16 protein-coding genes are annotated in these 24,889 nt (G+C 68.3%); 9 read left to right on the top strand and 7 right to left on the bottom strand.

Annotation, left to right across the window (positions count from 1 at the left end):
* Positions 1–20 precede the first annotated feature (20 nt).
* Genes dsbD through ACG00X_RS03950 form a run of 5 tightly spaced genes read left to right on the top strand, consistent with a single transcriptional unit; the run spans position 21 to position 7,809 of the window.
* Positions 21–1,901, top strand: a complete 1,881-nt coding sequence (gene dsbD / locus ACG00X_RS03970; RefSeq protein WP_394486667.1) for a protein-disulfide reductase DsbD — start codon at positions 21–23, stop codon at positions 1,899–1,901.
* A complete protein-coding gene (locus ACG00X_RS03965; protein WP_394486666.1) occupies positions 1,898–4,207 on the top strand; it encodes a glycoside hydrolase family 5 protein in 2,310 nt (769 codons plus the stop codon). The genes dsbD and ACG00X_RS03965 overlap by 4 nt, the downstream gene beginning before the upstream one ends.
* A 23-nt stretch (positions 4,208–4,230) precedes the next feature.
* The gene (locus ACG00X_RS03960; RefSeq protein WP_394486665.1) at positions 4,231–4,962 is read left to right on the top strand and encodes a hypothetical protein; all 732 of its coding nucleotides are present in this window, start codon (positions 4,231–4,233) and stop codon (positions 4,960–4,962) included.
* Positions 4,952–6,244 (top strand): glycoside hydrolase family 6 protein, encoded by a 1,293-nt coding sequence (locus ACG00X_RS03955; RefSeq protein ID WP_394486663.1) that lies wholly within the window; start codon positions 4,952–4,954, stop codon positions 6,242–6,244. The genes ACG00X_RS03960 and ACG00X_RS03955 overlap by 11 nt, the downstream gene beginning before the upstream one ends.
* Complete coding sequence (locus tag ACG00X_RS03950) at positions 6,241–7,809, top strand: pectate lyase family protein (RefSeq protein ID WP_394486662.1); 1,569 nt, start codon at positions 6,241–6,243, stop codon at positions 7,807–7,809. The genes ACG00X_RS03955 and ACG00X_RS03950 overlap by 4 nt, the downstream gene beginning before the upstream one ends.
* Before the next feature lie 125 nt (positions 7,810–7,934).
* Here ACG00X_RS03950 and ACG00X_RS03945 read toward each other — a convergent pair whose 3' ends face one another.
* The 6 genes from ACG00X_RS03945 to queF form a co-directional block, all read right to left on the bottom strand.
* Positions 7,935–9,896, bottom strand: coding sequence for an ABC-F family ATP-binding cassette domain-containing protein (locus ACG00X_RS03945; RefSeq protein WP_394486661.1), 1,962 nt, complete (start codon positions 9,894–9,896; stop codon positions 7,935–7,937).
* Entirely contained in the window at positions 9,893–10,765 is an 873-nt protein-coding gene (prmB, locus tag ACG00X_RS03940) for a 50S ribosomal protein L3 N(5)-glutamine methyltransferase (protein ID WP_394486660.1), read from the bottom strand. The genes ACG00X_RS03945 and prmB overlap by 4 nt, the downstream gene beginning before the upstream one ends.
* Positions 10,762–11,907, bottom strand: coding sequence for a PilT/PilU family type 4a pilus ATPase (locus ACG00X_RS03935; protein WP_394486659.1), 1,146 nt, complete (start codon positions 11,905–11,907; stop codon positions 10,762–10,764). Before ACG00X_RS03935 ends, prmB begins: the two co-directional genes overlap by 4 nt.
* A gap of 86 nt (positions 11,908–11,993) precedes the next feature.
* The gene (dapD, locus tag ACG00X_RS03930) at positions 11,994–12,818 is read right to left on the bottom strand and encodes a 2,3,4,5-tetrahydropyridine-2,6-dicarboxylate N-succinyltransferase (RefSeq protein WP_394486658.1); all 825 of its coding nucleotides are present in this window, start codon (positions 12,816–12,818) and stop codon (positions 11,994–11,996) included.
* The gene (gene dapC, locus ACG00X_RS03925; RefSeq protein ID WP_394486657.1) at positions 12,818–14,008 is read right to left on the bottom strand and encodes a succinyldiaminopimelate transaminase; all 1,191 of its coding nucleotides are present in this window, start codon (positions 14,006–14,008) and stop codon (positions 12,818–12,820) included. Before dapC ends, dapD begins: the two co-directional genes overlap by 1 nt.
* An 85-nt stretch (positions 14,009–14,093) precedes the next feature.
* Positions 14,094–14,537 (bottom strand): preQ(1) synthase, encoded by a 444-nt coding sequence (gene queF / locus ACG00X_RS03920; protein WP_394486785.1) that lies wholly within the window; start codon positions 14,535–14,537, stop codon positions 14,094–14,096.
* A 165-nt stretch (positions 14,538–14,702) separates the two neighbouring features.
* Between queF and smc the strand changes: the two genes are divergently transcribed.
* From smc to paeA, 3 genes are all read left to right on the top strand, one after another.
* A complete protein-coding gene (gene smc, locus ACG00X_RS03915; RefSeq protein WP_394486656.1) occupies positions 14,703–18,215 on the top strand; it encodes a chromosome segregation protein SMC in 3,513 nt (1,170 codons plus the stop codon).
* Positions 18,216–18,327: 112 nt separating this feature from the next.
* The gene (locus tag ACG00X_RS03910; RefSeq protein ID WP_394486655.1) at positions 18,328–19,377 is read left to right on the top strand and encodes a cell division protein FtsZ; all 1,050 of its coding nucleotides are present in this window, start codon (positions 18,328–18,330) and stop codon (positions 19,375–19,377) included.
* Between the two features lie 35 nt (positions 19,378–19,412).
* Positions 19,413–20,702 carry a polyamine export protein PaeA gene (paeA, locus tag ACG00X_RS03905; protein WP_394486654.1) on the top strand — a complete coding sequence of 430 codons (1,290 nt, stop codon included), beginning with the start codon at positions 19,413–19,415 and terminating at the stop codon, positions 20,700–20,702.
* Between the two features lie 38 nt (positions 20,703–20,740).
* Here paeA and ACG00X_RS03900 read toward each other — a convergent pair whose 3' ends face one another.
* Positions 20,741–22,594, bottom strand: a complete 1,854-nt coding sequence (locus ACG00X_RS03900; RefSeq protein WP_394486653.1) for a carbohydrate-binding module family 20 domain-containing protein — start codon at positions 22,592–22,594, stop codon at positions 20,741–20,743.
* A gap of 229 nt (positions 22,595–22,823) precedes the next feature.
* Between ACG00X_RS03900 and ligA the strand changes: the two genes are divergently transcribed.
* Positions 22,824–24,881, top strand: coding sequence for an NAD-dependent DNA ligase LigA (gene ligA / locus ACG00X_RS03895; RefSeq protein ID WP_394486651.1), 2,058 nt, complete (start codon positions 22,824–22,826; stop codon positions 24,879–24,881).
* Positions 24,882–24,889: the final 8 nt, after the last annotated feature.

The following is a 24,889-nucleotide window of genomic DNA, read 5'->3' as shown; positions in this document are numbered from 1 at the left end:
CAATATTTCGAGACCCACTCATGAAACTGTTATCAATTCTTAAACGCGGCGCCGCCACGGGCCTGCTGCTCGCGACGGGCTTGTCGGCATGGGCTGGCAATGACGATTTCCTCCCGGCGGAGCAGGCCTTCGCGCTGAGTGCGCGCGTGCTGGACGCGCACAGCGTGGAGCTGAAGTTCGATGTGGCTGAGGGCTACTACCTCTACCGCGAACGCCTGGGTTTCGAGGCCAAGCCCGCCGTGGGTGACCTCAAGGTGGAGCTGCCCCCGGGCAAGATCAAGTTCGACGAAAACTTCCAGAAGAGCGTCGAGACCTACCGGCATGACCTGACCCTGCGCGTGTCGCTGCCGCAAGCGACCGCGCCGTTCACGCTCAGCGTGAACAGCCAGGGCTGTGCCGACAAGGGCCTGTGCTATCCGCCCATGACCCGCGACTGGCGCGTCGATGTGCAGTCGGGTGTGGTGCGAGCCATCACGGCAGCGGTGCCGGGCGATGAACCCAAAGTGGCTGCCGGCGCAGATGCCAAGGCCGATGTGAAGGCTGACGCGCAAGCGCCGGCCAAGGCTGCCGCCGACAGCGGCGCGGCAGAGAAGCTGGGTGGCGAGAAGGGCGCGCTGCAGTCGGGCAACTTGCTGCTGATCGCGGGTGCGTTCGGCCTGGCAGGCCTGCTGCTGTCGTTCACGCCCTGCGTGCTGCCGATGGTGCCCATCCTGTCGTCCATCATCGTGGGGCAGGGCGAGCCGGTGTCGCGCTCGCGTGGCTTCCTGCTGGCTGCCAGCTACTCGCTGGGCATGGCAATGGTCTACACCGTCATGGGTGTTGCCGCTGGCCTGGCCGGTGAGGGCTTGGCCGCCGCGCTGCAGAACCCCTGGGTGCTGGGCGCATTCGCGCTGATGCTCGCCGGCTTCTCGCTGTCGATGTTCGGCGTGTATCAGCTGCAGCTGCCGTCGTCGCTGCAGGCCAAGGCTTCGGAAACCTCGGGCCGCTTCCAGGGTGGCCGTGTCATCGGTGTGTTCGCCATGGGTGGCCTGTCGGCGCTGATCGTTGGCCCCTGCGTGGCTGCCCCGCTGGCCGGTGCGCTGGTCTACATCAGCCAGACGCGCGACGTGCTGGTGGGTGGCGTGGCGCTGTTCTCGCTGGCTTGCGGCATGAGCGTGCCGCTGTTGTTGGTGGGCCTGTCTGCCGGTTCGCTGCTGCCGCGCGCCGGTGGCTGGATGGAGCACGTGAAGCACGCCTTCGGCGTCATGCTGCTGGGCGTCGCCATCTGGATGGTGTCCCCCGTGCTGCCGGGCTGGGCGCTGATGACGCTGGTCGGCACGCTGCTGGTCGTCACCGCCGTCTACATGGGCGCGTTCGAGCGCCTGCCGGACTCGCGTGGCTGGCCGCGCCTCTTCAAGGGCGTGGGCGTGCTGTTCGCGCTGGTCGGTGCGGTGCAGTTCCTCGGCGTGCTGTCGGGTGGCCGCGACCTGCTGCAGCCGCTCTCCCATCTCGCCCAGCGCCATGGCGGCGCGGCGGAAGGTGCGACGCTGGCCCAGCACAAGGAAGGCCTGAACTTCAAGCGTGTTGCCAGCGTTGCTGAGCTGGACGCCGCGGTTGCAGCGGCCGGCAAGCCGGTGATGCTGGACTTCTACGCCGACTGGTGCGTGAGCTGCAAGGAGTACGAGAAGTTCACCTTCCGTGACGCGCGTGTGCAGGAGAAGCTGCGCGACTTCGTGCTGCTGCAGGCCGACGTCACGGCCAACAACGCGCAAGACAAGGCGCTGCTCAAGCGCTTCCAGTTGTTCGGCCCGCCGGGCCTGGTGTTCTTCGACCCCCAGGGTCGTGAGAAGTCGGATGCCCGCGTGATCGGCTATCAGCCGGGCGATCAGTTCCTCGATTCCCTGAAGGCGGCAACGCTGTGAGCTACAAGTTTCCTTTCTCGTCCTCGCGGCCTCCCGTGCGCTTGAACGCGCTGGCCGCTTCGCTGGCGATGGTCGCGTTGACGGCCTGCGGCGGTGGCGCCTCGGGTAACGGCGACTCTGCGAGCAACGGCCCGGCACCGGCGCCGATTCCTGCGCCCGTCCCGGCACCGACGCCCGCGCCCACGCCGGCCCCGACCCCCGCACCCGCACCGGACCCAACGCCGGCACCGACGCCTGCTCCGGCACCGGACCCGACGCCTGCGCCCACACCGGCACCGACGCCTGCGCCCACACCGGCACCGACGCCTGCGCCCACACCGGCACCGACGCCTGCGCCCACGCCGGCACCGACGCCTGCGCCCACGCCGGCACCGACGCCTGCGCCCACACCGGCACCCACTCCTGCGCCCACGCCGGCACCGACGCCCAAGCCCGCGCCCACACCGGCACCGACGCCTGCGCCCACGCCGGCACCGACGCCTGCGCCCACGCCGGCACCGGCACCGACGCCTGCACCCACACCGGCACCGGCACCGACGCCTGCACCCACACCGGCACCGACGCCCAAGCCTGCGCCTACACCGGCGCCCACGCCGGCACCAACGCCTGCTCCGACGCCGGCACCAACGCCTGCGCCCACACCGGCTCCGACGTCGTGCGCCAGCAGTGGCCTGCTGTTCTGCGAGGACTTCGAGACGACCGCCCTCGGTACGCCCAGCAGCTCTGCCTGGACGATCGAGCGCAACAACAGCACGGTCACCGTCGACGCCACGCATGCCCGTGGCACCCGCGCGCTGCACATCACGGCGCCGGGTGGAGCTTCGGCTTTCCTGGTGCCCAGCAAATTCGCCCCCACCAACAACAGCTTCTTCGGTCGCATGTGGGTCTGGGTCGATGCGTTCCCGACCAAGCCGGACTACGCGCACTTCACGCTCGTCGAAGCCACCGGCACCGGCAACAGCACCATGGTGCGGCCGATCGGCGGTCAATACATCCCCAATCGCGGCTATGGCTCGGCGTTGTGGGCGACTGGCGCTGACGGTGGGCCAACCGGTGACTGGGCCCGTTGGCAGGAAAGCACCGTCGCGACGGGTGGCCGCTGGACCTGCATGGAATGGCAGATGCAGTCGTCCAACAACAGCATCAACGTCTGGATCGATGGCATTTCTCGCCCCGAGCTGAGCGTGTCGACCAAGGATCATGGCAACGACGCGAACACGGATTTCGTGTTCCCGACGTTCAACAAGATCAAGCTCGGCTGGCAGCTCTACCAAGGCGGCAGCACGCCGGCCAACATCGATGTCTGGCTCGACGACCTGGCGCTCTCCAGCTCCCGGATCGGCTGCGGCAGCGGCGTGGCGGCCAACACCGGTCTGCAGTGGCGCGGCACCAGCCTGTCTGGCGCCGAGTTCGGTGAGACCAAGTTGCCCGGTACCTACAACACCGACTTCACTTATCCGAACAAGTCCAGCGCTGACTACTTCAAGTCCAAGGGCATGAACGTGGCCCGGCTGCCGTTCCTGTGGGAGCGCCTGCAGCCGACGCTGAACCAGGCGTTCGACACCACGGAGTGGACGCGGCTGAAGGGCTTCGTCGACCAGGTCACGGCCACCGGCATGATCGTCATGCTGGACCCGCACAACTACGCCCGCTACCGCGGCAACCTGGTGGGTTCCAGCACCGTGCCGAACACGGCGTTCGCCGACCTGTGGACTCGCCTGGCCACGGCCTTCAAGGGCAACCCCAAGGTGGTGTTCGGGCTGATGAACGAGCCGCACGACATGTCGACGGAGCAGTGGCTGGCCGGTGCCAACGCCGCCATCGCCGCCATCCGCGCGGCCGGTGCCACCAACGTCATCACGGTGCCCGGCAATGCCTGGACGGGTGCGCACAGCTGGCTGCAGAACAGCTACGGCACGCCCAACGGCGACGTCATGAAGGGCGTGGTCGACCCCGGCAACAACTACGTGTTCGAGGTGCACCAGTACCTCGACAGCGACTCGTCGGGCAAGAGCGCCACCTGCACCAGCGCCACCATCGGTGCGGAGCGCTTGGCGGCGATCACGGGTTGGCTGCGCAGCAACGGCCGCCGTGCCGTGCTGGGCGAGCTGGGCGCCGCGTCCAACGACACCTGCAACCGCGCAGTGGCCGGCACGCTGGACTACCTGAAGGCCAATGCCGACGTCTGGTCGGGTTGGGTGTGGTGGTCTGCGGGCCCATGGTGGGGTGACTACATGTACTCGATCGAACCCGCCAACAACACCGACAAGCCGCAGATGAGCGTTCTGCAGCCGTATCTGAAGTAACCGCCGCCGCGCCCACAAGGCGCGTGCGAAGACTGACTACTCGTAGGATCAAAGATGAAATATCGCCCCGCCCCCCGGCGTTCCCCGTCGCTGGTCACCAGCGCCTTGCTGATGTCTCTCGTGCTGACCGCCTGTGGCGGCGGCAGCGGCAACGACAACAACTCGAGCGGCACGACGCCGCCCGTGAGCAACGCGCCGACGCCGGCGCCCGTGCCCGCGCCGATTCCGGCACCGGTTCCGTCGCCGACGCCGGCTCCGACGCCTGGTGCGCCGACGCCCGCGCCCACACCGGCTCCGACGCCTGCGCCTACACCGGCTCCGACGCCTGCGCCCACACCGGCTCCGACGCCTGCGCCCACACCGGCTCCGACGCCTGCGCCCACGCCGGCCCCGACGCCTGCGCCCACACCGGCCCCGACGCCTGCGCCCACGCCGGCCCCGACGCCTGCGCCCACACCGGCTCCGACGCCTGCGCCCACACCGGCCCCGACGCCTGCGCCCACACCGGCTCCGACGCCTGCGCCCACACCGGCTCCGACGCCCAAGCCCGCACCTACGCCGGCTCCGACGCCGGCTCCGACGCCTGCACCCACGCCGGCTCCGACGCCTGCACCCACGCCGGCTCCGACGCCTGCGCCTACGCCGGCTCCGACGCCTGCGCCTACACCGGCTCCGACGCCCGCACCAGCGCCCGGCGTCAACCTGATCACGACGGACAACCCGTTCGCGAACGCCACCTTCTACATGGACCCTGACTACCAGGCCAAGGTGGCGATGTCCGCGCAGATGGTGCGTTCGTCGGCGAGCGATACCGCACTGGTGGCTGCGGCGGCCAAGTTCCCGACCGCCGTCTGGCTGGACCGCATTGCGGCCATTGACGGTGCCAAGGCGACCGGCGGCGCGATGGGCCTCGTGGACCACTTGAACGCAGCGCTGACACAGCAAAAGGCAGCCGCAGTCGGCGGCGTGCTGCAGCCCTTCACCATCCAGTTCGTCGTCTATGACCTGCCGGACCGTGACTGCGCCGCGCTGGCGTCCAACGGCGAGCTGCTTTCGGCCAACGACGGCCTGAAGCGCTACAAGACCGAGTACATCGACCGCATCGCCGAGATCCTGGCCCGCCCGGCCTACGCCTCGCTGCGCATCGTGACGGTCATCGAGCCCGACTCCTACCCCAACATGCTGACCAACGTCGGCGTGGGCAAGACGGCCTGCGACACGGTCAACACCAAGGGCGTGTATGTCGAAGGCATCCGCTACACGCTGAACAAGCTGTCGACGCTCAAGAACGTCTACATGTACCTGGACATCGCCCACTCGGGCTGGCTGGGCTGGGACAACAACCGCGCCAAGGCAATCACCGGGTTCAAGGACCTGATCAAGGGCGCCACGACCAGCGGCAGCCTGGGCATCATCCGTGGCTTCGCCACCAACACGGCCAACTACACGCCGCTGGACGAGCCGTACTTCGACGGCACGGACGACGTCGTCAGCACGGGCGGCACGACCCAGTTCTACGAGTGGAACCGCGCGGTCGACGAGCTGACTTTCGTGGACAAGCTGCGTACCGAGTTCGTGGCTGCCGGCTTCCCGCAGACGCTGTCGTTCATCATCGACACGTCCCGCAACGGCTGGGGTGGCGCGAAGCGCCCCACGGCCAAGGCCGCGGACGTCGATGACATGCGCATCGACCGCCGCGCCCACCGTGGGAACTGGTGTAACGTCAAGGACACTGGTATTGGTGAGCGTCCGCGCGCCGCGCCGGACAGCAAGCGCACCTACATCGACGCTTTCGCCTTCGTGAAGCCGCCTGGCGACTCGGACGGCACGAGCGACAGCAGCGCCACGTCGCCTAACGCCGACGGCAAGCGTTTCGACCCGATGTGCGGTTCGACCAACGTCGACGCGCTGAGCGGTGCACCGCACGCAGGCAGCTGGTTCCATAACCAGTTCATGATGCTGCTGCGCAATGCAAGTCCTTCGCTGACCGGCCAGTCCCTGTCCATCAACAAGACGACCTCGAAGAAAGTCAAATGAAGAAGCTCACCACCCCCCGCCACCTGCGCCTGGCGGCGCTGGCCGCGCTGGCCTGCAGTGCCGCGATGCCCGCTGCCGCCAAGGACTGGCCCAGTGGCTATTCGAAGTGCGCTGACGAAGGCGAGACCTGCACCATCAAGGATGGCAAGCATGTCGTGTCCTTCGGCATCAAGGACAAGTTCGTGACGAAGACGCTGTCCGGCAGCGTGGCCTGCACGAAGGCCACCTTCGGCAGCGATCCGTATCCGGACAAGGCGAAGAAGTGCGCGGTTGGCCCGGCGAGCGCCGCGCCGACCCCGGCACCGACGCCGGCCCCCAAGCCGACGCCTGCACCCGCGCCGACCCCGACGCCCAAGCCGGCCCCCACACCGGCGCCTGCTCCTACGCCCAAGCCGGCGCCTACCCCGGCGCCTACGCCTGCACCGACCCCGGCTCCCACGCCGGCTCCGGCACCGTCGGGTGACGCGTCTCGCGATGTGGCGCCCAAGACCGGCTGGGCCAGCCAGAACGGCGGCACCATCGGCGGCTCTGCTGCCGCGTCCGGCCAGATCTACAAGGTCAGCAACGCCACGCAGCTGCTCGCCGCGATCAAGGCGGGTGCCGACAACGCCAAGATCATCAAGGTCACGGGCAACATCGACATGGCCGCCAGCGACAACGGTGGTGCGTTCACCAGCACGAGCGACCAGGCCAAGCGTGGTCGCATCGAGCTGGACAGCAACACCACGTTGGTCGGTGTCGGCAGCAACGCCGGCCTCGTCAACGGCTTCATCTACATCAAGGGCGTCAGCAACGTCATCGTGCGCAACCTGACCATCGTGAACCCTTGCGATGTGTCCCCCATCTGGGATCCGAACGACGGCGACAGCGGCAACTGGAACTCCGAGTACGACGGCATCACCGTCGACAGCTCGAAGAATGTCTGGATCGACCACAACAAGTTCACCGACGCGCCGGTGACCGATGACCTGCTGGCCGTGGCCAATGGCAAGCGCAAGCAGTGCCACGACGGCGCGCTGGACGTCAAGAACGGTTCCGACTTCGTGACCGTGTCCAACAACGTGTTCGAGCTGCACGACAAGAACAACCTGATCGGTTCGTCGGACAGCAAGACCACGGACGATGGCCACCTGAAGGTCACGTTCCACGGCAATTACTTCAGCCGCATCCAGGAACGTGCCCCGCGCGTGCGCTTCGGCCAGGTCCACCTGTACAACAACTACCACGAGGCCAGCAAGTCCGACTCGGCCTATGCCTACGGCTACAGCGTGGGCGTGGCGTACAAGGCCAAGGTGATCTCGCAGAACAACGTGTTCGACGTGGCCGGCGCCAACAGCTGCCAGGACGTGATCAAGAACCCCGGTTCTTCCAGCAAGACCGGCGCCATTGCCGAAAGCGGCTCGCTGCTGAACGGCGCGGCGCTGAACATGGGCCAGTGCAGCTTCAGCACGGCCGTGGGTTGGACCGTGCCTTACGACATCAGCGGCGCGCTGCTGCCGGCGTCGGCGGTCAAGGCTTCGGTGAAGGCCAATGCGGGCCCGGGCAAGCTGACGATCGCTCCCTGATCGTTCCCGGCCAGGCTGGGTGCCGTGATGGCACCCGGCCTGCTTGATGACGCTGCACCAAGACAAACGGGCGCCGGCTGCAAAGCCAGGCGCCCGTTCTTATGAGCGGTATGGGCGGCGCGTCGTCAGGCGCCCAGTGCCTCGATCTGCTCGCCCAGCTCCAGCCAGCGCATCTCGTCGGCTTCGAGCTGATCGGCAATCGCCTTCAGGCGCTTGCCCATCTCGGCGATGGCCGATGCCGCAGCACCTTCGGCGAGCTGGGCCTCGATGCCGGCACGCTCCTCGGCCAGCGCGTGCAGGCGCTTGTCGATGGCTTCCATCTCCTTGCGCAGCGGGCGCGTCTGCTCGGCCAGCTTGGCGCGCGCCTGGCCGGAGGCCTTGCGGTCCTCGCGCGGCGCCGGGGCTGGGGTAGGGGCCCGGGCGGGCGTCGCGGCCACGACAGGGGGCGGGGCCGCCGCCGGCGAGCCCTTCTTGGCCGCGCGCGCCGCCTCCTTGCTTTGGTCGAGCAACCAGCGCTGGTAGTCGTCCAGATCGCCGTCGAACGGCTTGACGACACCGTCGGCCACCAGCCAGAACTCGTCGCAAACTTCGCGCAGCAGCGCGCGGTCGTGGCTGACGAGCATGACCGTGCCCTCGAACTCGTTGAGCGCGAGCGACAGTGCCTCGCGCGTGTTCAGGTCCAGGTGGTTGGTCGGTTCGTCCAGCAGCAGCAGGTTGGGGCGCTGCCACACCAGCATGGCCAGCACCAGTCGCGCCTTCTCGCCGCCGGACAGGCTGCCGACCTGCTGGTTGACCATGTCGCCGGTGAAGCGGAACTGGCCGAGGAAGTCGCGCAGCTCCTGCTCACGGCCCGGCGGGCCGACGTCGCGAGCCAGCCGCACCATGTGCTCCAGCGGGCCTTCGTCCAGGCGCAGCACGTCCAGTTCCTGCTGGGCGAAGTAGCCGATCGACAAGCCCTTGCCCTCGGTCATCGTGCCGGCCATCGGCAGCTGGGCCTTGGCGATGGTCTTGACCAGCGTGGACTTGCCCTGGCCGTTGGCGCCCAGGATGCCGATGCGTTGACCGGCCAGCACGGAGCGGTCCACGCCGCGCACGATGATCTTCTCGCCCTCGTCGGTGCGGTAGCCGGCCGAGAGTGAGTCGAACATCAGCATCGGGTTGGGCAGGCTCAGCGGCTCGCGGAACTCGAAATTGAAGTCGGCCGAGGCGAGCACCGGCGCCAGCTTCTCCATGCGCTCCAGCGCCTTCACGCGGCTTTGCGCCTGCTTGGCCTTGCTGGCCTTGGCCTTGAAGCGGTCGATGAACTTCTGCAGGTGGGCGACCTTCTCCTGCTGGCGCGCAAACGCGGCCTGCTGCAGCACCATGCGCTCGGCGCGCTGCGTCTCGAAGCTGGTGTAGTTGCCGCCGTAGCGAACGAGCTTGCCTTCGTCCAGATGCAGCGTGACCTTGGTGATCGCGTCCAGGAACTCGCGGTCGTGGCTGATGATGATCAGCGTGCCGTCATAGCGTTGCAGCCAGGCTTCCAGCCAGACCAGGGCGTCCAGGTCCAGGTGGTTGGTGGGCTCGTCCAGCAGCATCAGCTCGGCCGGGCACATCAGCGCGCGCGCCAGCTGCAGGCGCATGCGCCAGCCGCCGGAGAAGCTGTTGACGGGTGCGTCGAGCTGCTCGGTGCGAAAGCCCAGGCCCATCAGCAGCGCCTGGGCGCGCGAGCGGGCGTCGAACGCGCCGGCGTCGGCCAGGGCGGCGTGCGCCTCGGCCATGGCGTGGCCGTCCTCGGCCTTCTCGGCTTCGTCCAGCGCCACGCGCGCGGCAACGAGCGTCAGGTCACCCTGCAGCACGAAGTCGGTCGCGCCGTCCTCGGTCTCGGGCATGTTCTGCGCCACTTCGGACCGGCGCCAGTGGCGGGGCACCTCGACCTCGCCGCGGTCGTTGGACAGCCGGCCTGTCAGCAGCGCGAACAGGCTGGACTTGCCGGCGCCGTTGCGGCCCACGAGGCCGATCTTTTCGCCGGGCTGCAGCGTCGCCGACGCGCCGTCCAGCACCACCTTGACGCCGCGGCGCAGCGTGATGTCGCGCAGCGTGATCACAGCAGGTTCTCCTTGGTCACCAGCAGTACCTGGTCGGCACCCGATGAGGTTTCCATCCAGACGACTTCCAGCTGTGGGAAGGCGGCCTCGAAGTGCTCGCGCTCGTTGCCGATCTCCAGCACCAACACGCCGTCGTCAGCCAGCGCCGCGGGTGCCGCGAGCAACAGCGTGCGGATGAAGTCCATGCCGTCCTGGCCACCCGCCAGCGCAAGCTCGGGCTCGGCCCGGTACTCGGCGGGCAGGGCGGCCATGCTGTTGCTGTTCACATAGGGCGGGTTGCACAGGATGAGGTCGTAAGGCCCACCGCCCTGGTTGACGGCGCCAGCCAGCCCGTCGCCCTGCAGCAGACGGATGCGCGCGCTCAGCTCGTGGCGCTGCACGTTGAGCCGCGCCACGGCGAGCGCGTCGGCGCTGAGGTCGAGCGCATCGACCTCGACGTCCGGCCAGGCCATGGCGGCCAGCACGGCCAGGCTGCCGTTGCCGGTGCACAGATCCAGCACGCGGCGGCTGTCGGGGTGGAGCCAGGGGTCGATGCTCGCGTCGGCGATGAGCTCGGCGATGAAGCTGCGCGGCACGATGGCGCGCTCGTCGATCGTGAACGGCACGCCCTGCAGCCAGGCTTCGCCCGTCAGGTAGGCGGCGGGCTTGCGCGTGGCAATGCGTTCGTCGACAAGCTTGGCGATGGCGGCCAGTTCCTCGGCCGTCAGCTCGCGCTCTTCATGCTCGTCCAGCGCGTCCAGTGGAAGGCCCAGGCGCCACAGCGCCAGCCACATGGCCTCGTCGAAGGCGTTGGTCGTGCCATGACCAAAAAACAAGCCCGCCTGGGCAAGGCGGGCGGCTTCGGTGTCGATGCAGTCGATCAGCTTCAAGTGCCGCGGACTTCCAGGGTGATTTCGGTGAAGCTGGCTTCGTCGCCGGCTCGCTCTTCCTTGCGCGGCGCGGTGGCCATGCGGGAATTCGGGGTGTCGTTCTGCAGCCGCCACAGCAGGTTGGTCGGCGAGTCGGCGAAGGCCAGGCCTTCCTCGCGGGTGATCGTGCCGTCGGAGATCAGCTTGGCGAAATGCTCTTCGTAGGTCTGTGAGCCTTCGGCGATGGATTTCTCCATCGCGTCCTTCACACCGGCGAAGTCGCCTTGTTCGATCAGTTCGGCCGTCAGCTTGGTGTTGAAGAGGATCTCGATGGCCGGCACGCGGCCGCCAGCGGTCGCACGCACCAGGCGTTGCGAGACCACCGCCTTCAGGCCCGCCGCCAGGTCGTTCAGCAGGGCCGGGCGAGACTCGGGCGTGTAGAACGACAGGATGCGGTTCAGCGCGTGGTAGGTGTTGTTGCCGTGCAGCGTGGCCAGCACCAGGTGGCCGGACAGCGCGTAGCTGATGGCCGCCGTCATCGTGTCGCGATCGCGGATTTCACCGATCAGGATGCAGTCCGGCGCCTGGCGCAGCGCGTTCTTCAGCGCCACCTGCAGCGTGGCCGTGTCGCGGCCGATCTCGCGCTGGTTGACGACGGAGCGCTTGTTGCTGAACAGGTACTCGATCGGGTCCTCGATGGTGAGGATGTGGCCCGTCATCGTCTGGTTGCGCAATTCCAGCATCGACGCGAGCGTCGTGCTCTTGCCGGTGCCGGTGGCGCCCACCATGAGGATGAGGCCGCGCTTCTCCTTGATCATCTGGCCCAGGATGGGCGGCAGCGACAGGCTTTCCATCGACGGGATGTCGTGCGGAATGTGGCGGAACACGGCCGCGATCGAGCCGCGCTGGCGAAAGCCCGACAGCCGGAAGCTGCCGACGCCGGACACGCCGATGGCCATGTTCAGCTCACCCGTGTTGTCGAGCTCGGCGAGGCTTGCGGGGTTGATCACCTCGGCGATCAGCTGGCGCGGCTGCGGCGGCGTCAGCAGTTGATCCGACAGCTGCACCGTCTGTCCGTTGACACGGATCAGCACCGGCATGTTGGCCGACAAATAACAGTCCGAAGCACCCTTGTCGGCCATCAGCCGCAGGATGCGTTCCATGTTTCCACCAGACATCAGAGACCCTCGTCAGTCGTGTACGCCAGCCGGCTGCCGCGTCGGGCGTTGGCGGCCGGCGTACGTCAGGTTTATGCGCGCAGCAGTTCGTTGATGCTGGTCTTCGAGCGCGTCTGGGCGTCCACGCGCTTCACGATGACCGCTGCGTACAGTGAATAGCGGCCACCATCCTTGGGCAGCGAGCCCGAGATGACGACGGAGCCCGCCGGCACGCGACCGTAGCTCACGGTGTCGGTCGCGCGGTCGTAAATGGGTGTGCTCTGGCCGATGTAGACGCCCATCGAGATGACGGAGTTCTCCTCGACGATGACGCCCTCGACGATCTCCGAGCGCGCGCCGATGAAGCAGTTGTCTTCGATGATGGTCGGGTTGGCCTGCAGCGGCTCCAGCACGCCGCCGATGCCCACGCCGCCGGACAAGTGCACGTTCTTGCCGATCTGCGCGCACGAGCCCACGGTGGCCCAGGTGTCGACCATGGCGCCTTCGTCGACATAGGCGCCGATGTTCACGTACGACGGCATCAGCACGACGTTGCGTGCCTGGAAGCTGCCGCGACGGGCCACGGCCGGCGGCACCACGCGCACGCCGGTGGCGCGCAGCTGCTCGTCGGTCATGCCGGCGAACTTGGTGGGCACCTTGTCGAAGAAGGTCAGGTCCTTGTCGCCCATGAGGCGGTTGTCATTCAGGCGGAACGACAGCAGCACGGCCTTCTTGATCCATTGGTGCACGGTCCACTGGCCCACGCCTTCACGAGTGGCCACGCGCAGGCGGCCGGCATCCAGCTCGGCGATGACGTGCTCGACGGCCTGGCGCAGCTCGGGGGCGTTGGTGGGATCGAGCGACGCGCGGTTGTCCCAGGCGAGGTCGATCAGGCTTTGCAGTTCGGCGGTGTTCATCAGCGGGATTTCGTGAAGGAGACGATTCGGTGGGCGGCTTCCAGGCATTCGGCCTCGTCGGCGACCAGGGCCAGGCGGATGCGGCCGGCGCCGGGGTTGCTGCCGTGCGCCTCGCGGGCCAGCAGGCTGCCCGGCAGCACCGCAAGATTGTATTGAGCGAGCAGGCCCTGGGCGAAGGCGATGTCGTTACCGTCTGGAACGGCCGCCCAGAGGTAGAAGCCTGCGTCGGGCAGGGCCACATCCAGCACCGAGGCCAGCAGCGGCGTGACGGCCGCGAACTTGGCGGCATAGCGGGCCCGGTTGTCGGCGACATGGGCCTCGTCGCCCCAGGCTGCGATGCTCGCCGCCTGCACGATGGGGCTCATCGCGCTGCCGTGGTAGGTGCGGTAGAGCAGGAACTTGCTGATCAGCGCCGCGTCGCCGGCCACGAAGCCGGAGCGCAGGCCCGGCACGTTGGAGCGTTTGGACAGCGACGTGAACGAGATGAGGTTCCTGAAGTCGCTGCGGCCCAGCTTGGCGGCGGCTTCCAGGCCGCCCAGGGGCGGCTCGTCGCCGAAATAGATCTCCGAATAGCACTCATCGGACGCGATGACGAAGCCGTGGCGGTCGCTCAGCTCGAAGAGGGCCTGCCATTCGGCCAGCGGCATCACCGCGCCGCTGGGGTTGCCGGGCGAGCAGACATAGAGCAGCTGCGTTCGCGCCCAGGTCGCGTCGTCGATCTGCCGCCAGTCGACCGCGAAGTTACGCGCCGGGTCGGCATTGGCGAAGGCGACGCTCGCGCCAGCCAGCAGCGCCGCGCCTTCGTAGATTTGATAGAACGGGTTCGGGCAGACGACGGTGGCGCCCGGCCGACTTGCATCGACCACCGTTTGCGCAATGGCGAACAGCGCCTCGCGCGAGCCGTTGACCGGCAGCACCTGCGTCAGCGGGTCCAGCGTGAGGCCGTAGCGGCGGGCGATCCAGCCGGTGATGGCCTGGCGCAGCGCCGGGGTGCCGGCGGTGGCCGGGTAGCCGGACAGACCTTTCATGGCGCCCTTGATCGCCTCTTCGATCAAGGCCGGCGCCGCGTGACGCGGTTCGCCAATGCCCAGCGAGATGGGCGCGACGTCGGCGTTGGGCGTGATGCCTGCAGTCAGCGCCTTCAGACGCTCAAACGGGTAGGGCTGCAGCCTGTCCAGCAACGGGTTCATGTCAGCCCCTCGTTCGATGAGTACATCGCCCGATCCCCCGAGGGGATGCGTGCCGGCTTGGGGGCGGCCCGGCGCTCGTCACGCTTCATGCGCCCAGCATCCCTGACTCGAAGCCATGCGCCGGCAGGTCCACCCGCGGCGCGGGCGTCCAGCCCGGCTTGCGGTGCTCCGCCACGACGTTGGTGTAGATGCCGCCGCGCACGTACCACTTGGCCGTGATGCGGATGAAACGCGGGTCGGTGACCTTGACGATGTCGTCCAGGATCTTGTTGGTGACCTTCTCGTGGAACGCACCTTCGTTGCGGTAGCTCCAGAAGTACATCTTCAGGCTCTTGAGCTCCACGCAGAGTTCGTCCGCGATCATGTCGATCGTGAAGTGAGCGAAGTCGGGCTGGCCGGTCAGCGGGCAGTGGCAGGTGAACTCGGGCACCTGGAACTGGATGACGTAGTCGCGCTCGGGGTTGGGGTTCGGGAAGACCAGGATGTCCTTGCTGGGCTTGCTCGGCGGGTTCGGAGGCACCTCGCGCATCTTGGGCTTCTTCTTGGGGGCGGGGGCGGCGGACTTCTTGGTGGCCATGGTCGTGGGCTTTCTGCGAGGGGGCGAATGCTATCATCCGGCCCCATCGAGGCGCCCGTGAAAGGCGCTTTTCTTTAGCCAAATCAAAGGCTTACGAGCCCCGTCCATGAGACCTGCATGCGGCTGAATTCGATCAAGCTCGCCGGCTTCAAGTCCTTTGCCGAACCCACGACCTTCCAGCTGCCCGGGCAGCTCGTCGGTGTCGTGGGGCCGAACGGCTGCGGCAAGTCCAACATCATGGACGCGGTGCGTTGGGTGCTGGGCGAGAGCAAGGCCAGCGAGCTGCGCGGCGAGTCCATGCAGGACGTCATCTTCAACGGCAGCGGCAACCGCAAGCCGGCGGGGCGCTCCAGCGTGGAGCTGGTGTTCGACAACAGCAGCGCGCGCGCCGGCGGGCCGTGGAACCAGTTCACCGAGATCGCCGTCAAGCGCGTGCTGACGCGCGATGGCACCAGCAGCTACTTCATCAACAACCAGCCGGTGCGCCGCCGTGACGTGCAGGACGTGTTCCTCGGCACGGGCCTCGGGCCGCGGGCCTACGCCATCATCGGCCAGGGCACCATCTCCCGCATCATCGAGAGCAAGCCCGAGGAACTGCGCCTGTTCCTGGAAGAAGCGGCCGGCGTATCGAAGTACAAGGAACGCCGCCGCGAGACCGAGAACCGGCTCAAGGACACGCGCGAGAACCTGACGCGCGTGGACGACATCCTGCGCGAGCTCAACGCCAACCTCGAGAAGCTCGAACGCCAGGCCGAGGTGGCAGCCAGCTATCGGCAACTGCAGGACGCCGGCACGCTGAAGCTGCACCAGCTGTGGTTCCTGAAAGCGCGTGATGCCGGCAATGAAGCCACGCGCGTGAAGGTTGCGCATGCCGAGGCCGTCAACGCGCTGGAATCGCGCCTGGCGGAGCTGCGCGCCGTGGAGGCGACGCTGGAGGAAGTGCGCCAGCAGCATTACGCGGCCGGCGACGAACTGCACGCCAGCCAGGGCCGTTATGCCGAGGCACAGCTGGAAGTGAGCCGGCTGGAGGAGCGCATCCGCTTCGTCGTCGAGAGCCGCAACCGCGCGCAGCAGCGGCTGGTTGAGCTGCAAGCGCAGGACCGTCAATGGCGCGAACGCGTCGAGCAGTCCACCGCTGAACTCGAAGGCATTGCCGAGCAGATCGCCGGAGCCGACGAGCAAAGCGAGATCCTGTCAGCGCAGGCCGAGGAACAGCAGGCCCAGCTGCCCAACAGCGAAGACGCGCTCCGCGCTGCCCAGGCACGCGCGAACGAGCAGCGGGCGCTGGTGTCGCAGGTGCAGCAGCAGATCCAGGTGCTGGCCGCCGAGAGCCGCAGCGTGGACGAGCAGGTCAAGGCCTTGCGCCAGCGCGAGGACCGGCTGACGGCCGAGTCGCGTGCGCTGGGTGCGCCCGACCACGACGCGCTGGAAGCGCTGAAGGCCCGCAGCGCAGAAGCCGACGAGGTGCGCGACCTGACCGATGCCCGGCTGCAGGAGCTGGCCGAGCAACTGCCGCAACTGGAAGAACAACGCCGCGCCGCGCAGCAGGACGCCAACGCGCAGCTGGCCAAGCAGTCGGCATTGACGGCTCGCCTGGACGCCTTGAAGGCACTGCAGGAGAAGGTGCAGACCGAGGGCAAACTCAAGCCCTGGCTGGCCAAGCATGGCCTGGACGGGCTGCAAGGACTGTGGACCAAGCTGCACATTGCCCAGGGCTGGGAGAACGCGCTGGAAGCCGCGCTGCGCGAGCGCATGGGTGCGCTCAGCGTCGGGCGTCTGGACACAGTGCGGGCCTTCGAGGTCGACGCGCCGCCAGCTCGCCTCGCGTTCTATTCGACGCCGGCCGGCGCCATCGCGAACACGCACGAGACGCTGCCCAAGCTGACCACGCTGCTGAAGCTGGACGATGCTGGCCTAGTTGCGCTGCTGAACGACTGGCTGGAAGGCGTCTACACCGCGCCGACGCTGGACGAGGCGCTCGCCGCCCGTGGCCAGCTGACGCATGGGGAGCTGATCCTGACGCCAGCCGGCCATGCGGTGGGGCAGTTCTCGGTGACCTTCTACGCGCCTGATTCCGAGCAGGCCGGCCTGCTGGCCCGCGCGCAGGAGATCGAGCAGCTGACGACGGCGCAGCGCGCGCAGAACCTCATCGCCGACGAGGCGCGCATCACGCTCAGCCGCGTCGAGCACCAGTTCAACGACGCCAGCGGCCGGCTCACGACACTGCGCCGCGAGGCCAGCGAGGCGCAGACGCGCGCGCACCAGATCCACGTCGAGCTGCTGCGCCTGACCCAACAGGCCGAGGCCAGCCAGCAGCGCCGCAGCGCGCTGGACGCCGAGCTGGGCGAGATCGGCGAGCAGCAGGAGGCGCTGCAGGAGCGCCGCGCCGTCGGCGAGGCCCGCTTCGAGGAGCTGGACATGCAGCTGGGCGACGCGCAGCAGCGCCATGCCGAGCTGGAAGACGGCACCATCGCCGCCGAGCGCCGGCTGGCCGACGCCCGCGAGCAACTGCGCACGCTGGAGCGCCGCGCGCAGGAGGCGCGCTTCGCAACGCAGACGCTGGCCGCCCGCCGCGGCGAGCTGCAGCGGGGCATCGAGACGGCGACGGCGCAGATCGCCACCGTCGCGACCTCGGCCGCCAGCCTGCAGACCGAGCTCGACGGCTTCAACGACGTGGCCGCGCAAAACGGCCTGCAGGACGCACTGGCGCTCAAGGTCGAGCGCGAGCAGGCCCTGGCCGCCGTGCGGGCGAACTACGACGACCTCTCGTTGCGGCTGCGCAAGGCTGATGAGCAGCGCATGAGCTTCGAGCGCAGCCTCGACCCGCTGCGCGAGGCCATCACCAAGCTGCAGCTCGAAGAGCAGGCCGCTCAGCTGGGCGGCGCGCAGTACCGCGAGCAGCTCGAAGCCGCGGCGGTGGACCTCGAAGCGCTGGCCAAGACCATCGAAGAAGGCGGCGTGAAGCTGTATGGTCTGCAGGGTGAGATCGACCGCATCAACCGCGAGATCGCGGCGCTGGGCGCGGTCAACCTCGCCGCGCTGGACGAGCTGACGGCCGCGCGCGAGCGCAAGACCTTCCTGGATTCACAGTGCGCGGACCTGAACTCCGCCATCCAGACGCTGGAAGACGCGATCCACAAGATCGACCTGGAGACGCGCGATCTGCTGGGCTCGACCTTCAACCAGGTCAACGAGCATTTCGGCCGCATGTTCCCCGAGCTGTTCGGTGGCGGACAGGCCAAGCTGGTCATGACCGGCGACGAGATCCTGGATGCCGGCGTGCAGGTCATGGCCCAGCCGCCGGGCAAGAAGAACAGCACCATCCACCTGTTGTCGGGTGGCGAGAAGGCGCTGACGGCGATCGCGCTGGTGTTCGCCATCTTCCAGCTCAACCCGGCGCCGTTCTGTCTGCTGGACGAGGTGGACGCACCGCTGGATGACGCCAACACCGAGCGTTACGCCAAGCTGGTCGCGCAGATGAGCCGCGTCACGCAGTTCCTCTTCATCTCGCACAACAAGATCGCGATGGAGATGGCCGAGCAGCTGATCGGCGTGACGATGCAGGAGCAGGGCGTGTCGCGCATCGTGGCCGTGGACATGGACAAGGCTCTGGCCATGGCGGAGATGTGACCGGCCGCCGGGCATCTGCCTTGCCCCTGCGGCGCGTGCCGGCCGGTGCCGGCGTGTGCCCGGTGCGTGGAGAGCCCGCCAGGGCGAAGCCAGAACAGACAATTGAACTGAAATGAGTGTCACCCTGACCCAACTTCTCGCGATGGCCGGCGGCGTGGTGCTGGCTGGCGTCGTCGCGCATGGCGCCTGGACGGCGCGCCGGGCCGGCCCCAAGCGGGCCCTGCCGCCCAGGCAGGAAGAGCCGCACTTCGACACGCCGCCGCTGGGTGTCGATGTGGCCACTGAAGAAGAGCCGCTCGACGTCGCGTTGCCCGCAGTGGCCTGGCCGCTGCGTCGGGCATCCACCCGCATCGATGCCCTCATCGACGCGATCGCCGCCGTCACGGTGGAATCCCCCGTGTCCGGTGAGTTGGCGTTGCAGCACCTGCCAGGCAGCCGGCGTGCGGGCACCAAGCCACTGCAGATCGAGGGCCTCAACGCGGCGACCGGCGACTGGGAGTTGCCTGCGCCGGGCCAGCGCTACAACGAGTTCCAGGCCGGCGTGAAGATGGCCAGCCGCAGCGGGCCGCTCAACGAGATCGAGTATTCGGAGTTCGTGCAGAAGGTGCAGTCGTTCGCCGACGGCGTGGGAGGCTTTGTGCAGTTCCCGGACATGCTGGATGTCGTCTCCCGTGCCCGGGAGCTGGACCAGTTCGCCGCCAGCCACGACGCGCAACTGGCCTTGCTGCTGCGCGCGCGAGCGACTGCATGGACGCCGGGCTTCGTGCAGCAGGCCGCGTTCCGCCATGGCTTCATGCCGGGCGCCTTGCCTGGGCGCCTGGTGCTGCCGTCGGCCGACGAAGGCGCGCCGCCGGTGCTGACGCTGCAGTTCGATGCCCAGGCCGCGCTGGCGGACAACCCGGAGGCGCTGTCGCTGCGCGAGCTGACGCTGACGCTGGACGTGCCGCAGACGCCGGCCGAGCAGGAGCCGTTCGGGCTCTGGCAGGAGTCGGCGCGCGCGCTGTCGCGGGATCTGGAGGCCGAGGTGTGCGACGATCGCGGCCAGATGCTCGGCCTGCATGCGTTCGCTGCCATCGATGTCGAGCTGAAGAAGCTCTACGAGGCGCTGGCCCAGCGCGACCTTGCTGCAGGCTCCCCGGCCGCGAGACGGCTTTTCTCCTGAAATGAGCCTGCCGCTGCCTGCCCGGTATCACTGACATGACCACCTCGCTGCTGCTGATCGGCCTGCTGATCCTCGGCAGTGCGTTCTTCTCCATGGCCGAGCTGTCGCTGGCGGCGTCGCGCCGCCTGAACCTGCAGCAGCGGGCCGATGCGGGCGATGCGCGTGCGGGGCGGGTGCTGGCGGTGCAGGCGCACCCGGGCGACTATTTCACCGTCGTGCAGATCGGCGTCAACACGGTGGCCATCCTGGCGGGCATCGTCGGCGAAGGCGCCTTCACGCCGCATTTCGAGGCGGTGCTGGCGGTGGCCATGCCCCAGGAGACGGCGGCGACACTGGGCTTCGCGGCCTCGTTCGTCAGCATCACGTCGCTGTTCATCGTCATGGCAGACCTCGTGCCCAAGCGGCTGTCGATGAACGAGCCCGAGCGCGTCGCGATGGCGCTGGTGGGCCCGATGCTGATGCTGTGCCGCGTGCTGCGGCCGCTGGCCTGGCTGTTCAGCGGCATCACGGAAGGGCTGATCCGGCTGCTGGGTCTGCCGGCCAAGCGGGACGAGAGCATCAGCTACCGCGACATCCTCGCGCTGACGGAGGCCGGCTACCAGGCCGGTGTCGTGGCGGACGAAGAACAGCAGGTCATCGAGAACGTGTTCGAGCTGGACACGCGCACCGTCGAGACGGTCATGACGACGCGCGAGCGCATCGTGTTCTTCTCCCGCGACGATGACGACGCGCTGATCCGCAACCGCATTGCCGACACGCCGCACTCCACCTACCTCGTCTGTGGCGACGGCATCGATCAGGTGGCCGGCTACGTCGATGCGACGGACCTGTTCCAGCGCGTGCTGCGCGGCGAGCGCTTGTCGCTGGGGGCCGACGCGGGTGACCTCGTCAAGAAGGTGCTCATCGTGCCCGACCGGTTGACGCTGTCGGAGATGCTGATGCAGTTCCGCGAGGCGCACGAGGACTTCGCCGTCATCGTCAACGAGTACAGCCTCGTCGTCGGGGTCGTCACGCTCAACGACGTGATGAGCACCGTGATGGGCGCGCTGGTGGCGCCCCACGACGAAGAGCAGATCGTGCGGCGCGAGGACGGGTCTTTCCTGGCCGATGGCATCACGCCCATCCCCGATGTCGAGCGGGCGCTGGGCATCGCCGGCTGGCCGCATGCCGGCACCTACGACACGCTGGCCGGCTTCCTGATGGTGATGCTGCGCCGCATCCCGCGGCGCACCGACGTCGTCGAGTGGGAAGGCTGGCGATTCGAGGTGGTCGACGTGGACAGCCACCGCGTCGACCAGGTGATGATCACGCGGCGCAGCGACTGACGCCGCAGCGCCGCAGTGCCGCGCGAGCGTGGTGCCGATCAGGACTTGAAGCTGCCGTCGCTGCGCGACTGGCTGCCGCCGCTGCAGCTTGTGAACTCGCGATTGCCGCTGCCGGTGGACTGATTGCTCTCCCAGGCGGCGGCCGAGCCGTTCCACTTCACATACTTGTACTGCACGGCTGTGCCGGCCGGCAGGTTCAGCGTGCCGGTCCAGCGCGCGTTGGCGCCGCTGCCCTGGATGGTCAGCGCCACGCCCGAGGCCGGCGCCCAGGCGCCCAGCCCGGGGATGTTGCCCACGACGCGCAGGTTCTGGCCCATCACCGTGTTGGCGTTGGCGATCGTGAAGCTCACAGCGCAGGTGGCCGCCGCCGTTTTCTGGCCGGTGTAGATCGCCACGGCCGGCGTGGTGCCGGCGGTGTTGGCGGGCACGGTGATGCTGGCGTTGCCGCTGGCGTCCACGGTCACCGAGTCTGCCGTGCAGCCGGTGCCGGCGGCGTTCTTCGTGCCGTTGATGACGTTGCAGTACGTGCCGGCCGGCAGGCCGGTGGCGAAGCTGCGCGTCCAGGCGCTGCCGCTGTTGTTCAGCGCCACGAAGCCGACCTTGCCGCGGCTGAAGGCCACCTGGTTGGCGTTATTGCCAACCGTCCAGTTCTGCTGCGCCTGGCCGACCGCCGCGTTGCGGAAGGCCACCATGTTGGCCAGCGGCGTCCAGCGGTGCGCGAAGTCCCACGCCACGTTGATCTGCGGGTTGCCGCCGCTGTAGGGGCTGGCGGTGGGGCGGTCGGCGTCACGCTGGCTGAACTTGTAGCCGGAGAAGAGCTGCGCCTCGCCATAGCCCTGCGCCAGCATGAAGACGTTGGCCAGCGTGTAGCGCTGGTTGGTGGCGTCGTTGCTGTTGGCGTTGTTGATGTTCAGCGAGCTGCCGTCGCGCTCGGTGTCCCAGTTGGTGACGAACACCGTGGCGTTCTGCGAGGGCAGGAAGCCCCAGTTGCCACCCCAATTGCCCCAGGTGCCCATGACGCTGGGGATGCTGGACAGGCTCAGCCCGCTGTTGCCGCGAAAGATGTCGCGCACGGCGTAGGGGAACAGGAACTCGTTGACGGTGCCGACGGGCAGGTAGCTGGCGCGGTCCACCTCGGCGTCTTTGATGATCTCCTGCGTCAGCCAGATCGGCTCGCCCTTGAGCGTCTTCGGGTAGGCCGCGTTGACCGTCTTCATGATGCTGGCCCACGCCGCCGCGGGCTGATGCTTGGCGGCGTCGATGCGAAAGCCGTCGATGCCCAGCGCCAGCAGCGACTTCAGGTAGTTGGCGATCTGCCCCTGCACATAGCTGTTCTCGGTGGCCAGGTCCGGCATGTTGCTGAGTCGGCAGTTCTGCACGTTCCAGCGGCCGGAGGCCGAGTTGTAGTCGCTGTCGGCGATGTTGCAGGGGGCGTGGAAATCGTTGGCGCTGAAGTAGGGGTAGCTCAGCGTTGCGGCGTTCCAGGTCGAGCCGTCGGTGGCGGTGCCGCTGTCGCCCGCCATCTGGTTGACGACGACGTCGGCGTAGACGCGCACACCGGCCGCGTGGCAGGTGTTGATCATGGCCTGCAGCTGCTGCGGCGTGCCCATGCGGCTGGTGAGGTTGGTGTAGTTCACCGGCTGGTACACGCCCCACCAGGACGTGGTGATCCTGGACGCGCTGGGCGGCGAGATCTGCACGCCGCCGAAGCCCTTGGGCCCCAGCCACTGCGTGCACTCGGTGGCGATGTCGGGCCAGGCCCACTGGAACATCTGGACCGAGGTGGTGTTGGGGTTGAGCGTTTGCGCCGTGACGGCGCCAGGTGCGGCGAAGCCGGCGGCCAGCGCGCCCAGCAGGGCGATGCGGCGGTGGCGGGGGAAAGTCGAAGCCATGGATTCTCGGGACGTTGGTGCTGCCACCTCCAGTCAGCAAGGTGGCCCGGCCCCGCGCGCGGACGAGGCCTGCGCACTCTAGGCCGCGAGGGCGCGACGAAACTAGCAGAGCTATCGTTTGCGCGCCTCTTCTCCCTAGTTGCTGGGGGGCGGCTTTGCAACGAGGCGTAGTTTGTCGGCGGGTGATGTGTCGGGCTGTTGCGGTCGTTGCGGGCGAGACAATGCCGCCATGACCGACGCCCCCGCTTTCGCCGCCTCGCAGCGCGCCGCCGAGTTGCGCGCCCAGCTGAACCATCACGCCCACCAGTACTACGTGCTGGACGCGCCGGAACTGCCCGACGCCGAATACGACAAGCTGTTCGCCGAGCTGCAGGCACTGGAAGCTGCCTACCCCGAGCTGCTGACGCCGGATTCGCCCACGCAGCGCGTCATCGGCGCGGTGCTGCCGGAGCTCACGCCCGTTCGGCATGCGGTGCCCATGTTGTCAATCACGACGGAGACCGACACCACCGAAGGGGGGGCGATCGCGTTCGACGCACGGGTGCGCCGAGAGCTGGGGCTGACGCCAGCCGAGGCGCCGGTCGAATACGCCGCCGAGCTGAAGTTCGACGGCCTGGCCATGAACCTGCGCTACGAGCAGGGCGTGCTCGTGCAGGCCGCGACGCGTGGCGATGGCGAGACCGGCGAGGACGTCACGCAGAACGTGCGCACCATCGGCCAGATCCCGCTGCGCCTGAAGGGTGACGGCGCTGGCATGCCCGCCGTGCTGGAGGTGCGCGGCGAGGTCTACATGCGGCGCGACGATTTCGAGAAGCTCAACGAGCGCCAGCGCGAACGCGGCGAGAAGACCTTCGTGAACCCGCGCAACACGGCCGCCGGTGCCATTCGCCAGCTGGACCCGTCGCTGGTGCGGCAGCGTCCGCTGTGCTTCTACGCCTACGGCCTTGGTGAGGTGCAGGGCTGGGACGTGCCCGCCACCCACAGCGGCATGCTGGACGCGCTGGCCGCGCTGGGCCTGCCGGTCAACGCCGACCGCGTCGTCGCGCTGGGCCATGAAGGCCTCGTGCGTTTCCACAAGGCCATGGCCGCCAAGCGCGACGCGCTGCCGTTCGACATCGACGGTGTCGTCTACAAGGTCAACTCGCGCGAGCTGCAGGCCAAGCTCGGCTTCAAGACCCGTGAGCCACGTTGGGCCGTGGCGCACAAATACCCGGCGCAGGAGCAGGTGACCACGCTGCTGGCCATCGACATCCAGGTCGGCCGCACCGGCAAGCTCACGCCCGTCGCGCGGCTGGAGCCGGTATTCGTGGGCGGCACGACGGTGTCGAACGCAACGCTGCACAACGTCTTCGAGATGCGCCGCAAGGGCGTGCGCGTGGGCGACAAGGTCATCGTGCGCCGCGCGGGCGACGTGATCCCCGAGGTCGTCGGCCGTGTGCCGGGTGCGCGGCCCGGCTACGTGCCCAACTTCCACATGCCGCGCGAATGCCCGGTCTGCAAGAGCGAGGCGGCCCGCGAGCGCGGCGGCATGGACTACCGCTGCACCGGCGGCGTGTTCTGCCCGGCACAGCGCAAGCAGGCGCTGCTGCACTTCGCGGGGCGCCGCGCGATGGACATCGAGGGCCTGGGCGACAAGCTCGTCGAGCAGCTCGTCGACGCCGGCATCGTGCAAAGCCTGCCGGGCCTCTACAAGCTCGGCGTGGCCAAACTGGCGGCGCTGGAGCGCATGGCCGAGAAGAGCGCGCAGAACATCGTCGACGCGCTGGAGAAGAGCAAGACGCCGACGCTGGCGCGCTTCCTGTTCTCGCTGGGCATCCGCCAGGTTGGCGAGACCACGGCGAAGGACCTGGCCCGCCATTTCGGCACGCTGGACAAGCTGATGGCCGCCAGCGTCGAGCAACTGCTGGAAGTGCCCGACGTCGGCCCCATCGTGGCGGCCAGCATCCACACCTTCTTCGCGCAGCCGCACAACGTGGAGGTGGTCGAGCAGTTGCTGGCCGCTGGCGTGCAGCCGAAGGAAAGCGCGGGCGAGGCCGATGATCGACCGCGCCCGCTGCTGGGCAAGACGCTGGTGCTGACGGGCACGCTGCCCACGCTGTCACGCGACCAGGCCCAGGCTCTCATCGAGGACGCCGGTGGCAAGGTCAGCGGCTCAGTGTCCAAGAAGACCAGCTACGTCGTGGCCGGCACCGAGGCCGGCAGCAAGCTGGAGAAGGCGCAGACCCTGGGCGTGCCGGTGCTGGACGAGGCCGGCCTGCTCGCGCTGCTGGCTTCGCCGGCGGGCTGAGGACCGGC

It is taken from the genome of Pelomonas nitida (assembly GCF_043555975.1).
In the GTDB taxonomy this organism is placed as follows: Bacteria; Pseudomonadota; Gammaproteobacteria; order Burkholderiales; family Burkholderiaceae_C; genus Pelomonas; species Pelomonas nitida.
This window is presented reverse-complemented; position numbering and strand designations above follow the sequence as displayed.

Coding starts and splice junctions, on each gene's coding strand:
- queF (WP_394486785.1), bottom strand. CDS start 14,537: ATGCGCGAGGTGCCTCCGAACCCGCCGAGCAAGCCCAGCAAGGACATC.
- ACG00X_RS03910 (WP_394486655.1), top strand. CDS start 18,328: ATGAGTGTCACCCTGACCCAACTTCTCGCGATGGCCGGCGGCGTGGTG.
- dsbD (WP_394486667.1), top strand. CDS start 21: ATGAAACTGTTATCAATTCTTAAACGCGGCGCCGCCACGGGCCTGCTG.
- paeA (WP_394486654.1), top strand. CDS start 19,413: ATGACCACCTCGCTGCTGCTGATCGGCCTGCTGATCCTCGGCAGTGCG.
- ACG00X_RS03935 (WP_394486659.1), bottom strand. CDS start 11,907: ATGGAACGCATCCTGCGGCTGATGGCCGACAAGGGTGCTTCGGACTGT.
- ACG00X_RS03900 (WP_394486653.1), bottom strand. CDS start 22,594: ATGGCTTCGACTTTCCCCCGCCACCGCCGCATCGCCCTGCTGGGCGCG.
- dapD (WP_394486658.1), bottom strand. CDS start 12,818: ATGAACACCGCCGAACTGCAAAGCCTGATCGACCTCGCCTGGGACAAC.
- ACG00X_RS03950 (WP_394486662.1), top strand. CDS start 6,241: ATGAAGAAGCTCACCACCCCCCGCCACCTGCGCCTGGCGGCGCTGGCC.
- smc (WP_394486656.1), top strand. CDS start 14,703: ATGCGGCTGAATTCGATCAAGCTCGCCGGCTTCAAGTCCTTTGCCGAA.
- dapC (WP_394486657.1), bottom strand. CDS start 14,008: ATGAACCCGTTGCTGGACAGGCTGCAGCCCTACCCGTTTGAGCGTCTG.
- ligA (WP_394486651.1), top strand. CDS start 22,824: ATGACCGACGCCCCCGCTTTCGCCGCCTCGCAGCGCGCCGCCGAGTTG.
- ACG00X_RS03955 (WP_394486663.1), top strand. CDS start 4,952: ATGGACCCTGACTACCAGGCCAAGGTGGCGATGTCCGCGCAGATGGTG.